The 13,010-nt window shown below is 49.7% G+C and carries 10 protein-coding genes; 3 read left to right on the forward strand and 7 right to left on the reverse strand.

Features of this window, described 5'->3' with window-relative positions:
• Nucleotides 1–12 precede the first annotated feature (12 nt).
• The 6 genes from EL628_RS07070 to EL628_RS07095 all read right to left on the reverse strand — a co-directional run bounded on the left by EL628_RS07070 (nucleotide 13) and on the right by EL628_RS07095 (nucleotide 5,383).
• Entirely contained in the window at nucleotides 13–921 is a 909-nt protein-coding gene (locus tag EL628_RS07070; protein WP_126579259.1) for an LLM class F420-dependent oxidoreductase, read from the reverse strand.
• A gap of 190 nt (nucleotides 922–1,111) precedes the next feature.
• Nucleotides 1,112–2,065 (reverse strand): ABC transporter substrate-binding protein, encoded by a 954-nt coding sequence (locus EL628_RS07075; protein WP_126579260.1) that lies wholly within the window; start codon nucleotides 2,063–2,065, stop codon nucleotides 1,112–1,114.
• An 84-nt stretch (nucleotides 2,066–2,149) separates the two neighbouring features.
• A complete protein-coding gene (locus EL628_RS07080; RefSeq protein ID WP_126579261.1) occupies nucleotides 2,150–2,806 on the reverse strand; it encodes an ABC transporter permease in 657 nt (218 codons plus the stop codon).
• Between the two features lie 13 nt (nucleotides 2,807–2,819).
• A complete protein-coding gene (locus EL628_RS07085; RefSeq protein ID WP_126579262.1) occupies nucleotides 2,820–3,476 on the reverse strand; it encodes an ABC transporter permease in 657 nt (218 codons plus the stop codon).
• 27 nt (nucleotides 3,477–3,503) lie between these two features.
• The gene (locus EL628_RS07090; RefSeq protein WP_126579263.1) at nucleotides 3,504–4,508 is read right to left on the reverse strand and encodes an ABC transporter ATP-binding protein; all 1,005 of its coding nucleotides are present in this window, start codon (nucleotides 4,506–4,508) and stop codon (nucleotides 3,504–3,506) included.
• 494 nt (nucleotides 4,509–5,002) lie between these two features.
• Nucleotides 5,003–5,383: a cupredoxin domain-containing protein gene (locus tag EL628_RS07095; RefSeq protein ID WP_126579264.1), complete on the reverse strand. Its 381-nt coding sequence runs from the start codon at nucleotides 5,381–5,383 to the stop codon at nucleotides 5,003–5,005.
• A 346-nt stretch (nucleotides 5,384–5,729) separates the two neighbouring features.
• On the opposite strand from EL628_RS07095, the gene EL628_RS07100 reads away from it, so the two are divergent.
• Nucleotides 5,730–6,881, forward strand: coding sequence for a substrate-binding domain-containing protein (locus tag EL628_RS07100; protein ID WP_126579265.1), 1,152 nt, complete (start codon nucleotides 5,730–5,732; stop codon nucleotides 6,879–6,881).
• Here the strand turns inward: EL628_RS07100 and EL628_RS30750 are convergent.
• Entirely contained in the window at nucleotides 6,863–6,985 is a 123-nt protein-coding gene (locus tag EL628_RS30750; RefSeq protein ID WP_281276523.1) for a hypothetical protein, read from the reverse strand. The genes EL628_RS07100 and EL628_RS30750 overlap by 19 nt on opposite strands.
• Before the next feature lie 292 nt (nucleotides 6,986–7,277).
• Between EL628_RS30750 and EL628_RS07105 the strand changes: the two genes are divergently transcribed.
• The gene (locus tag EL628_RS07105; RefSeq protein WP_126579266.1) at nucleotides 7,278–10,817 is read left to right on the forward strand and encodes a carbohydrate-binding protein; all 3,540 of its coding nucleotides are present in this window, start codon (nucleotides 7,278–7,280) and stop codon (nucleotides 10,815–10,817) included.
• Nucleotides 10,818–11,373: 556 nt separating this feature from the next.
• Nucleotides 11,374–12,825, forward strand: coding sequence for a proline--tRNA ligase (gene proS / locus EL628_RS07110; protein WP_126579267.1), 1,452 nt, complete (start codon nucleotides 11,374–11,376; stop codon nucleotides 12,823–12,825).
• Nucleotides 12,826–13,010: the final 185 nt, after the last annotated feature.

A 13,010-nucleotide genomic window follows, 5' to 3' on the forward strand; every position in this document is an offset into this window, starting at 1 on the left:
TAAAAGTCGTGTTTAACGACCAGCCACAGCGATCTTCTCGACGACGGGAACGATCTCAGTGGCCAGTATATCAAAGGCCTCGATATCCTCAACGTTTTGTAGGCTAAAGATAGCCTGATCAATCCCCTGTTCGGCCAATGAGCCAAAGAGGTCAATCGCGGCGCTGGCTGAAAGAGAGCCATTGCGGCCATCGCGTGTAATCTTCAGGCTATCGAGCGTCGTCTTCTCAATCTCCTCGTAGGGTCGGCCCAGGGCCTCACAGTGTCCACGGAGAACATCCAGCTTCTGTTGTAGTCCCTCTTTACCCAGGCGAGCAAAGAGATTGCAGCCATCCCCATATTGTGCCACCATACGGAGGGTCTTCCGTTCTCCTGTGCCACCGATAAGGATGGGAGGATGGGGACGTTGGACAGATTGAGGGGAATTGAGGGGACGAGTGAGCTGATAGTGTTTGCCTTCAAAGGGTTTTTCATCGCCTTTCCACATCTGGTGAGCGATCTGGAGCGTCTCCTCCAGGCGCTCGAAGCGTTCGCCCAGTGGGGGAAATGGCACTCCTAATCCGGCATGCTCCTGCTCATTCCATGCTGCCCCCACACCAAAATAGGCTCGGCCATGCGAGAGCACATCGAGCGTGGTCGCGGTTTTGACCAGCAGGCCGGGATGACGATAAGTAACTCCAGTTACCATTGTTCCCAATTTAATCCGGTTGGTGCGAGCCGCAGCAAAGGCGAGAGCGCTCCAGCCTTCCAGCATCTCATTCTCAGCAGGTCCTACCATATGAATTTGGAAGAAGTGGTCCATGACCCAGAGGCTATAGAAGCCAGCGCGCTCTGCACGTTCGGCAATCTGTGCAAATGTATCGCCAAGCTGTGCCTGACCATTTGTATAAGTGAAGTTAGGGATTTGTATTCCCAGACGCATATTTTCTCTCCTACTGAACATCGGAAGCTCTCATAGCTATCGAGAGATCCAATCGACAAGAGTGATAGCACTACATTATATCTTATTTTCAGCGGCAAAGGCCGTTCCCGGCATGAAGCAGCCCTCTCTCATTTTTCCTGTGGTGCAAATGAGGGAGGGCTGCTTCGTGCCGGGAACGTTGAAAGAACGTTTACAGCAGGCCTTTGCTCTTCAGGAAGTCGGTAGCGACATCTTTGAGCGCCTGACGCTGTGACTCGCTCTTCTGCTTCTCAACCAGCTGTTTCTGGAGTGAGATACTGACATCGGTCGTCAGCACCTTGGCCAACGGATTCAGATCGTCTGCAATCTCAGGATATTTCTTCAACACCTCATCACGAATGATAGGGGAAGGATTGAAGGCAGGGAAGCCATTCTTATCATCCTGTAAGAACTTCAGACCCTGAGCATCCACACCAGTATCGGTCCCATAGCAGACAGCAACCTGAGCCTGTTTGCTGCCAACAGAGGTCAGAGCGACCGAATAGTCTACAGTCTCAGTCTTCTTGAAGCTATTGCTATCGAAGTTGTAGGTCTTCTTCAGGCCATCCACAAATGAAGTGCCATCGCTGGCCGTCTCCAATTGGAACTGAGAGACCTTGGAAGCCAGCTCAGAGATGGTCGTAATACCCTGAGTCTGAGGATCATTTTTATTGATGCACAGAGCATAGCCATCGTTCAGATCAGCGGCGCGATCCAGCCAGGTAATTTTATACTGATCTTTGTATTGCTGCTTAATGGCATCATAATCCTTCTGAGGATCATAGGTAGAGTTCAGATTGAGAATATTCAAAGCCGTCCCGGTGAATTCGGCATACAGATCAATATCCCCACTTTTGATAGCGGCGAAGTTCTGAGGAGTATTACCGAACGCCAGCTTAGAGTTCACCTTAAAGCCTTTGTGCTCCAGAATTAGAGTATACAGCTCGGTAAATAGCTCAGCTTCAGCATCTTTCTTTCCACCGATCGTGATGGACCCCTTATCCTGGGTTGTTGTTGAACCGGAGTCAGCGCCACAGGCAGAGAGGATCAGCATAGGAATCAACAATAATAACGAGGCAAGAGAGAGCTTGCGTGCCTTCCATACATGGGAAGTCAGTGATGACATAAAATGCTCCTTAAGATTGTACTACAAGAGTGTACTACAATAAAATAGACAAAAAGACAGACCATTTATAGTGAGAAGCCATTGCTACTCTGCAAGAGCTTTAACTCGTAAACCAGCCGGAGTCACAAGCCATTGTAGCCCGCTTGTGAGCACCTCAACCGAGAGTGCCAAGATCGTTACAGGGATAGCCCCTGCGAGAATCTCAGCATTTTTAAACGTACTGATGCCATCAAAGATGTAGGCACCATAGCCGCCGCCGCCCGTAAAGGCTGCCAGCGTTGCGGTAGCCACAATCTGAACGGCTGCTGTGCGCGTGCCTGCGGCAAGGACCGGGAGAACTAGCGGAGCCTGAATGCGAAGCAGGATCTGCCAGTTCGTCATACCGATGCCACGAGCTGCATCAATAATAGCAGGATCAATTGTGCGGATACCTGTATATGTATTCAAGAGAATGGGAGGGATACCCAGAATTGTTAATGCAATCAAGCCCGGGCGCTCACCAGTCTTCAAGATAGGAAGCATCAAAATAATAAAGACAATGACTGGAATTGCGCGCATCAGACCACTGAGATTGACCGCAATAAAGGCTGCAATCGCACTGCGCGAGACCAGCACCGCCAGCGTCACACCAATCAGCAGCGAGAGCACAATCGGAATCGCCGATAGCCGTAGATAGTCAAGCGTGTGGCCTAAAAAATCGCTATGTGGATTCGTAATAAAGCTCCAGACAGCATTGAACATCGCACTCCCCTTTCTAAGATAGCGAGACACTGCCGCGTCCGCGGTTGAGCAATCTCTGTACTCCTAACAAGAGGAGATCCGCAACGATAGCGAAGAGAGCAATTAAGATCGCCCCCCCAATGATCGAATCGTAGTCAAATGTATTCAGGCTATTAAAGATCGCATCGCCCAATCCACCCTGTCCTGCCAGCGAAGCCAGTGTCGCAATACCAATCGAGGTGACAGTTGCGATACGAATACCGGCCACTACAACAGGGAGTGCAAGAGGCAGCGTTACATGCCAGAGCAACTGCCAGCTATTCATGCCCATCGCCCGTCCCACTTCGAGTAAAAGTGGATCGACGCTATCGATAGCCGTCACTGTATTGCGGATCAGAACCAGCTGAGCATAGAGCACCAGCGGGATAATGATTGTAGCTGGTCCCGTATGGATAAATGCAATCAGAATACCAATCAAAGCCAGGCCTGGAATGGTATAGAGAATGTCTGCGAGGCCAATCACTGGCAGATAGAGCCAGCGATAGCGTGCCAGCAGAACTCCCAGTGGAATAGCAATCACAATCGCAATGAGCATGCTAGTTACAACCAGATTGAGATGGACAAGAAAAAGATTTGGAATGCTCGAGCTGTCGCTTAAATCATAGTTGTACGAGCTAAAAAGATAGCGCATAAATCCTCCGTCTATCCATAAGTGAATCTATCTTGTCGTCTCAACCGGCGTCTCTTGCCGAGAGCGGTTAATCTGTTGCGTGAGACTGGCGAGTGTTACAGCACCATAGGGAGTATCGGACGAAGGATTCGTAATTACCAGGGCGGGAGCATTCGTGGAGAGGAGTTGCAAGAGAGCATCGAAGAGAGATGTATCGGCTGCAATTCCTGGCAAGTCTCCCCAGTGAGCCGACGAAACGGCTTCGGGACGTCCATCGATAGCATCGAGCACAGATAAGAACTGGAGCTGGCGCATACGATTATCAGCCCCAACTAACTGGCTCACAAAACTGTTCGCGGGCCTCGCCAATAACTCCACAGGCGAACCCATTTGTACCAGCCGTCCCTCTGAGAGAACAGCAATCTGATTCCCTAATTTAAAGGCCTCTTCAATATCATGCGAAACAAATAGGATAGTTTTATGGACATCGCGTTGAATACGCAAGAGCTCATCCTGCATACGAGCGCGGGTAATCGCATCGAGTGCCCCGAAGGGTTCATCCATCAATAAGATACTGGGATCAGTTGTCAGGGCCCGCGCCAGTCCAACGCGTTGCTGCTGTCCACCAGAGAGCTGACGTGGATACCGTTTACGGAACTCATGAGGCGGAAGGCCAACCAGATCGAGAAGCTCATCTACGCGGCTGGCTAACTTCCTTTTATCCCAACCACCAGTAATCTCAGCGGTAACGCGCACATTTTCGGCAATCGTAAGATGCGGAAAGAGTCCTACCTGCTGAATGACATACCCAATACGGCGGCGTAACTGAATAGGATTCTCAGACAGCACATTTTTGCCATCAATCAAGATCTCTCCTGATGTAGGCTCGATCAAGCGGTTCACCATCCGCAGGAGCGTCGTTTTGCCTGAGCCAGAGGTTCCCACAAGCATGCAGGTGCTCCCCTCAGGCACTTCAAAGCTCACAGCATCCACCGCAGGTGTATTTGTTCCGGCATAGTGTTTCGTGATCTGCTGAAATACAATGGTTGCCATCCTGTCGTTATTCCTCTCGCTCACAAAAAATAGGCATCTGTTCTATTGTATGCGATACGCCTGCCAGATGCAAAGTAGCTGCTTGCCATGCTTGCAGAGACAGGTCATCAGTAGATACCACCAATTTATACCACTATAATACGTATCAACCGAGCAAATCGTCTCTGATAGCGATCTGTCAAGCAGTTAGTAGGTGGCAATGATATGTAACTGATGTTACATATTCTAAGTATAGAACAATTGTTAAATTTTGACCATGTGTGGAGTATACAATAGAGCTCTCCTGCTTATAGAACGTTACGCCATCCCCTTTTTATTCCTGGAGCAGAGTAAATACGGCCATCTGAAGTAAGAAATTGAGAAACGAGCGAAGGAAGAGCAAGATGAGGTTGTTATCTGGAACGAAGAGCAAGATGAGGTTGTTATCTGGAAGGAAGAGGAAAGAGCTGGAAAGAGCAGTCTGCAGAAGTGCATGCCCTTTCCAACTCATGGAATTATTGCACAATAATTGTGAATTTCATGCTTGGATGAATAGTGCAATAGATCTCAAAGGTGCCAGCAGTATTGAAAGGGCCAACCGACTGATTCGCATAGCCACCTACATTATAGTCAACTTTGGGGGCACCGGCTTCTTGCCCTGATTTTGCGTTCCCATTTGTATCCCAGGTTCCATTTTCAATAATATGGGCTGTCATAGTATCGTTAACAAGTGTGATGGTCTCGCCTTTTTTAATAGTTATACTGTCCTGTGTAAAGTTAGAATCGTTCATATGAACCTGATTGGGACCACTGGGCGTGCTCCCGCAGGCGGCAAAGAACAGACTGAAAAGGGTGAGTAAACCAATGAGTATGATTGTAGACTTATATGTTTTCATTGATGAATGCAGCTCCTCTTGTTATCGTCAGAGATTGTCTGGATGAGTATGTGGCCGTGTCGTACACTGTGGCCTATTCCTGAGCTTTCCATTCATATTATAGCGGCTGAAATGTGTAAAAAGCTACCTGATTTCTGCCTCAGGTAGGCGCAGTAAGGGGCCATTTGCAGGGTGCTCCCATCCATCGGACGACCAGCTCATACTCTCCGCTTTGATTTTTGTGATGTCTACGCTTTTCGTCCTATAAGGACTTGACAAAGCTTTTGCTTCTCAGTTACTATTGATTTAGATCAATTCAGGCAAATTCGAAACAAAAGCAATTAGGAAATAGTAAGGAATTACGCTTGTGGCTCATCTCTCTCGATCCAGACTGGATGTAAAAGTGCAGGAGATCTGTATTCATCTACGTGAGCTGGCCTTTCGAGAGGGGCCTGAAGCGAAATTGCCAACTACTCGTGAACTCTGTGTCCAATTAAATACCAGCCTGGCCACATTGAGTAGTGCGCTCAGAGAACTAGAGAATCAGAATATCATTTATCGTAAACAGGGAAGTGGCATTTTTGTCTCGCCCAAGGTCCATCGCAAAGCGATCTGTGTGCTCTTTTACTCACGTCTGTTTATGGGAAAGGACGACTCTCCTTTCTGGGGCATCTTCTGGACCCTCTTTGCTCGGGAGATGGAGAAACGTTCAGCTGTGGGCAAAGAATACTATAGTTTTCATCTGGTACTGGACCCGATTGACGGTGAAAGGACATCCAAACACATGTCATTACCTGAGGATGTCATCACCCTCATTCTTGACAAAAAAGTTCATGGCGTCTTATCAGTGGGGATGGAATCCATCACATTTGATTGGATTACACAACAGAACATCCCCTCTGTTGCCTATGCTGGACTGGGCACCTATATGGTGGAGGCTGCGTATAAGGAACAGGCTCGCCTAGCTGTCTCTTCTCTTTACGAACAGGGCTGCCGCTCGATTGGCTTTTGGAGCCTGGATAGCAATCTGTTTGATTGGACAAAGAACGTCACTTTTCAAGGTTTCAGAGAGTCTCTGGTCGAGTATGGACTTGAATTTCATCCAACTCTGGTCCAGATTGGGACGCATAGCCTGCAAGAGCTTACTAATAATGAGTGGAATAATCCGGATGCGTACTCACATGGAAGCAGGCAAGAACGAGGCTACCAGATGGCGCTAAAGGTCTTTGGCGATCCTGCTCAACCTAAGCCTGACGGGATTTTTATCACTGACGATATGTTAACATCCGGCGTCTTATTTGGCTTGCGAAAGCTTGGTATCTCAATTGGGAACGAGCTAAAAATTGCCACGCACGCCAATGCAGGCTCGCCGATGCTCTTTCGCGAAACAGAATATATTACCCTGGTTGAGATCGACCCGGCTGAACTTGTTCAAACTATGTTTACCTGTTTAGATCGATTGTTAGCTGGCGAGATCCCTCAACACGCTTATATAGATATTCACCCAAAAATTCGTTGAATAGTCGATGCTGCTACCAACAGACGTTGAGTATTTGATGATCCCACAATCTGACGTTGAATAGTTCCATTGACGGAACAGACAAAGAGGTCAAACTGATGCATACGACTATTCCTCCACCCTAGGTGAAAAACCTCAGCCTGCTTGAGGTTCTTCCTTTCAGTAAGACGATCGCATCCGCACTTTATCGCCTTATCTCCATATGATCCATCTCTCAACGAGTCATTTTTTGTACTCGCTTGTGTATGGTTATACTTGTCCTATCGTCAGCCTATCAGCTCATACTGATGGGTTATGAGGAGTATGCGCTTGAGGAGGAAAGCTGCATGCACTCGCCTGCAAAAATACCTTTAAGGACGACGGTTACTTTTTTTCTTTCATTTGAAGGAGCAAACCATGTTCTCTCAGTACCATCAAACGACCGATGGACAACCAGTGAAGGGCCAGAGAACGCTCTCCCCAGTGCGGAGTACACGCGAAAAAGCTCTGAGGCTCATTCTTCCTTTTGTCTGCCTGCTTTCAATGGTTGCGACCGTGTTTGTGTTTACGGCCACCCAGCGGACCCATGCAGAGACAGCCAATCAGAAATCAATGCTCGGCATTAACCTGGGCGAACCGGATTTTGACTCGTTTACGGATGCCATGAAGACCAGTGGGTCATGGGATCGTCAGGATGGGACAACCGGTCCAGCTCCCGTGGATGCGAATGGCTGGCCTACGACCGATGCAGGTCTCTATATCTGGCAAGGTGCCAGTAAGGCTGATGGAACGTATAGTTTCAGTTTTAATGGCCAGGCCACCATCACCACCCCTGGAACCAGTGCTCAGATCAATAATCAGCAGTACAATTCATCTACTAATACAACCACTGCGACGATTCTTTTCACCGATACTGGCTCTACAAACTTCTACATGACCTTTAAGAATACCCAGAGGACAGCGACCAGCGCCGTCGATACGGGCATTACCAATGTGAAGCTGTTCAAGCCAGTGAGTGAGGGATCGACCACAAGCTACGATTCATCATCGATCTTCACACCCTATGTGGCGCAGGCAGTTGCCCCTTACACCTACATTCGTTTTATGTTTGGGACCAACTGGAACAAGTCGGTCAACTGGTCTGATCGTACGACGGTCGATTACGCGACCCAGCACAAGCTTCTTCCTGGTGATAATGGTTTTGAAGGCAACCAGATGGCCTTCGAGTACATGGTCAAGATTGCCAACGATAACAACAAGGACCTCTATGTAGTGGTTCCAGATCGTGCCAATAATGACTACATCACCAAACTTGCTCAATTGCTGTTGTACGGAAGTGATGGTGTCAATCCCTATACGAGCCCACAAGCAAATCCCGTCTGGGCTCCTCTGAAGTCCAACTTGAAGCTCTACGTTGAGTATACCAACGAGGCCTGGAACTTCCAGTTCGATCAGGCTCATGACCTCTATGATGGTCCGATTGGCGCTCAGCAAGAGATTGCCAACAATCCAAATTCGCCGCTGATCTATGATGGGAATACCAATGGGAACGTGGTCTGGTATCGCAACTATGCCAATCGCGCGCTCAATGTTAGCCAGGTCTTCCGCAGTGTCTTTGGCGATAGCGCGATGATCTCTCGGGTTCGCCCATTGATCTTCTGGCAGTATAATAACCTGAACAGCAGTGCAGAAGATGAGCTCTTATTCCTGAATGACTACTATAACAATGCTGATGGCATTCAGCATGTGAGTACTCCTCATCCTCTGTCTTACTTCTTCTGGGGTGGTGGTGGTGCTGCGTACTTCAACAGCAACAATGATAGTGCCGCAACAGTTGATGATCTGTTCGCCTCTGGCATTCCTGAAGCCTCGTATCAGGGCCGCCTCAATAATCAAACGAGCTGGGCTCGCTACTTTGGACTTCATGCTGCTGCTTATGAAGGCAGTTGGGGCATCGAAGGGACCGTAGGTGATCAGGGGCGCGTCGACCCACGTGCCAAGCAGGCTCTCATCGATTCATTCAATGATTGGAGTCGAGCTGGTGGCGAAATGTATACCGCAGGCACTTTTGGCCAGTGGAATGATTTCAAACAGGCCAGCAGCTATCCCTTAGTCCAGGCTGCCGCAACCATTAACGCTTCAGACTTTACACCTGCACCACTCAATCTGGGACAGGTTGTAGATGCCAATAATCCCACCTTTATCGGTGCTGCTCACTATAGCATGAATCGCACCGGGCTCAACGGAGCTCGCACCAATCTAGGCAACGAGACAAGCTATCTGCTCAATATTGGTACAACCAATACCTATCAGGTCTCTGTTAGTGCTGGTAATACAGCGGCGGGCGGCCAGATCGGCGTCTATGAAGATGGGGCGTTACTCTCGACGATCTCAGTTCCAAATACTGGGAGCACCACAAGCTATCAGACAGTGGTCGCAGGCTCAACCTCGTTCTCGCCAGGATTGCACAGCATTACGCTTCGCGCTTCCGGACAACCGTCGGGCGGCAATGCGGGTACGCTTAATGAAGTGATTATCCAGCCTGGAACGGGCACACCTCCCAGCATTCCAGCTCCTGGAGCACTGCCCAACGGCTGGCTCAGTCAGGATATTGGAAGCGTGGGTCAGGTTGGCTCTGCTACATTTAATAATGGGACCTTCAGTGTCACGGGTTCTGGTGGAGACATCTCCAACACATCAGACCAGTTCCACTTTGTGTATCAGCAGGTCACTGGAGATACCACCATTGTGGCACGCGTTACCTGGCTTGGCGACTCTAATTCCTACGCTAAGGCTGGTGTGATGATCCGAAGCTCTCTGGATGGTGGGGCTGCCAATGCCATCACCTACTACAGCCCCAGTGGGGATACGACCTTCCAGGAACGACTGACCGATAACGGCGGTACAACTCATGGGACACCTCCGCAGCGAGCTCTGCCTGACTGGATCAAACTGGTTCGTTCGGGAAATACCGTCACCAGCTTCATCTCTGCTGATGGAACCAACTGGACACAGGTTGGCTCAGATACCTATAGTTTCCCATCAACCGTTTATGTTGGTCTGGCTGTCGATGCTCATGATAATGGTACATTGCTCACTGGCGACTTTGACAACGTCAGCCTCAATGGCACAGTTGTTCAAGGCACACCAACGAGCACACCAACCCCAACACCAGGTAGCACGCCAACTCCAACTCCAACGCCAATCCCGTCAGGCTCATTGATCGCTTCTGATTCCTTTAGCGGATCAGCTGGTGCACTTAATGGTCAGACCTCTGGAACGGGCTGGGCTGGCGCATGGTCGGTTCAGAATGCAAATACCTCTGTTCCTGGCTACGCTGTCAGTACCTCCTCTGCCCTGACCTATAGCACCCTTCAGACCTCAGGCAATTATGCGACTGGTGGCTCATCCTATCTGTCATCTGGACGGAGTTTGGATGTCAGTAGCAGTAGCCCATTTAGCTCTTACCTGACCAATGGCAAGATTGGCCAGTCGGGACAGACGCTCTGGGTCAGCGCCTTGCTCCGCAAGGATGCCAATTCCGATGATGAGGCCTCCCTTAACCTGCACAATAACTCGATCAACTGGAATTCTGGACAGGCGAGCTCTGATGTAGCCATTGGCTACTTTGGAGGAAGTTCAAACTCTGGTGGGACGCGTTATTGGAGCCTGAAAGTGGGTGGAACCGTCTATCAAACGACCACCCCCGTACAGATCGGGCAGACAGCGCTCCTCGTGTTGCGGATTGATTTCGCGTCGACCAACGCGTTGAACCTCTATGTCAATCCCAGCTCATTGGGCGGGAATGCTCCGAGCAGCGCCAGTGCTCAAACGACGACCACGACGAACATTGCGTTCCAGAGTGTCGCGTACTATGGTGGCAATGGCTCTGGCCTGAGCTCCATCGACGAAATTCGCTTCGGAACCTCGTATAGTGCCGTGACTCCCACGAACTAACGAACTAACGAACTAACGAACTGGCTTCTGGCCGGGGATCTGCAAATCATGTTTGCAGATCCCCGGCTTTTTTTTCTGATGGATTAAAATTTGCAGATGGTGATGCGCGTCAAGGCACGTTGGAAGTGTTGAGAGGTGTGTATTGGTGCGTTGAACTGGTCGCTTTATGGGGCTGGCTCCCATTTTTGATCGTTCTATGCTTGACACCTGTATACCTTTCGTGTATGCTAAAAAAAACAGGAAATAAATAGTGATAACGCGCTGATCAGGACTAGTAGACGTCTGGATGGCCAACAGCGAGCCGCGAGAGTGTAAGGCGGTAGAATCCTTCCTCGTCGAATCCCCCCTGAGAGTGTCAGTGAGAAATTGACCGGTGTTCTTCGCCGTTATGGGAAGAGGCAATCAACATACGTGATTGCGAAAGTGGAACGTGTTGCCCCTTATAGAGAGGGTATGCGTTCAAAAGAGGTGGTACCACGGGTGCATCGACTCGTCCTTAGGCTGGACGAGTTTTTTTGTGCCTGTTTTTGATAGGCAGAAAGGGTGTGAAGGCTTTATGGCTAACGAAGAGAAGTTTGTTGAGGATATTGTCGATCAGGACGACGATTTTTCCAAGTGGTATAACCAGGTCGTACGAAAAGCCGAACTGGCGGACTATGCTCCAGTGCGCGGTTGTATGATCATTCGTCCTTATGGCTATGCCATCTGGGAGAACTTGCAGCGCTTATTAGACGCACGCTTCAAAGAGACGGATGTGGTCAACGCCTACTTTCCACTACTTATTCCGAAGAGCTTTCTGGAGAAAGAGGCCGAGCATGTTGAGGGCTTTGCCCCGGAACTTGCATGGGTCACACGAGGCGGAGGCGAGGAGCTAGAGGAGCCACTGGCAATCCGGCCAACCAGTGAGACGATTATCGGCCATACCTATGCCCGATGGATTCAGAGCTATCGCGATCTCCCAGTCTTAATTAATCAGTGGAACAACGTCATGCGCTGGGAGAAACGAACAGCTCTCTTTTTACGCACCTCTGAATTTCTCTGGCAGGAGGGCCATACCGCCCATCGTACCCTGGAAGAAGCCGAGGAGCGCACGCGCCAGATGCTTGAGGTCTATCGTTCGTTTGCTGAAGAAGAGGCCGCCATTCCGGTGATTGCTGGTCGCAAAAGCGAAAACGAGAAGTTTGCCGGAGCCTTACGCACCTATTCAATTGAGGCCATGATGGGCGATGGAAAGGCTCTACAATCGGCCACCAGCCATAATCTGGCCCATAACTTTGCTAAAAGCTTTGATATTCAGTTTCTCGATGCAGACGGCCAGCGGAAATACTGTGCCACCACCAGTTGGGGTATGAGCACCCGTATGATTGGTGGTCTGATTATGGTACACGGCGACAAATCAGGGTTAATCCTGCCACCACGCCTGGCACCTTATCAGGTTGTGATTGTGCCGATCTGGCGTAAAGATCATGAGAAGGCGGCTGTAAACGAACTGGTTGATCGCGTTGAGAAGATGCTTAAAGGGAAAGTGCGTGTCAAGGTTGATCGCAGCGAAAATACTCCAGGTTGGAAGTATAACGAATGGGAGCTGCGTGGCGTGCCTCTGCGCATGGAGATTGGCCCACGCGACGTCCAGAACAACAATGTGATGCTGGTGCGCCGTGATAATCGTGTCAAAGAGCCTGTCTCAGTAGATGGTCTGGAGATTCGTCTCCCACAACTGCTGGACGAGATTCAGAAAGCACTCTTCCAGCGCGCCCTTGAGTTCCGCGAACAGAATACGCATACCACTGAGAGCTATGACGAATTCAAGCAGATCATTGCCGAGAAACGTGGTTTCGTCCGTGTCAAATGGGCTGAAGATAGCAAAGCCGAACAGGCGATCAAAGAAGAGACCAGAGCAACCGTACGTGTCATCCCCTTTGATCAGCCAGAGGGTGGAGTGCAGGGCAAGTGTATCTACACTGGCAAGCCAGCCACCTGTGAAGCCATCTTCGCACGTTCGTACTAAGTATCGATCAAGCGTGGCAGCTCTCTTTCTGAAGCTTTGACCATGCGAGCCTCTTCAGCGCAACCGTTCAGATGATTGCGCTGAAGAAGTTGAGATGCGTAAGCGGCAAGACAGGATGGAAGGCAAACGATATTCCCTCCTGGAGAGCATCTTCCTTTTATTGATGGATCTTCTTTTTAAAGAAG

Origin of the sequence: Tengunoibacter tsumagoiensis, from assembly GCF_003967535.1 — a bacterium.
GTDB classification, from domain to species: Bacteria; Chloroflexota; Ktedonobacteria; order Ktedonobacterales; family Ktedonobacteraceae; genus Tengunoibacter; species Tengunoibacter tsumagoiensis.

Coding starts and splice junctions, on each gene's coding strand:
- EL628_RS30750 (WP_281276523.1), bottom strand. CDS start 6,985: ATGCATCAGTTTGACCTCTTTGTCTGTTCCGTCAATGGAACTATTCAA.
- EL628_RS07095 (WP_126579264.1), bottom strand. CDS start 5,383: ATGAAAACATATAAGTCTACAATCATACTCATTGGTTTACTCACCCTT.
- proS (WP_126579267.1), top strand. CDS start 11,374: ATGGCTAACGAAGAGAAGTTTGTTGAGGATATTGTCGATCAGGACGAC.
- EL628_RS07105 (WP_126579266.1), top strand. CDS start 7,278: ATGTTCTCTCAGTACCATCAAACGACCGATGGACAACCAGTGAAGGGC.
- EL628_RS07085 (WP_126579262.1), bottom strand. CDS start 3,476: ATGCGCTATCTTTTTAGCTCGTACAACTATGATTTAAGCGACAGCTCG.
- EL628_RS07070 (WP_126579259.1), bottom strand. CDS start 921: ATGCGTCTGGGAATACAAATCCCTAACTTCACTTATACAAATGGTCAG.
- EL628_RS07075 (WP_126579260.1), bottom strand. CDS start 2,065: ATGTCATCACTGACTTCCCATGTATGGAAGGCACGCAAGCTCTCTCTT.
- EL628_RS07090 (WP_126579263.1), bottom strand. CDS start 4,508: ATGGCAACCATTGTATTTCAGCAGATCACGAAACACTATGCCGGAACA.
- EL628_RS07080 (WP_126579261.1), bottom strand. CDS start 2,806: ATGTTCAATGCTGTCTGGAGCTTTATTACGAATCCACATAGCGATTTT.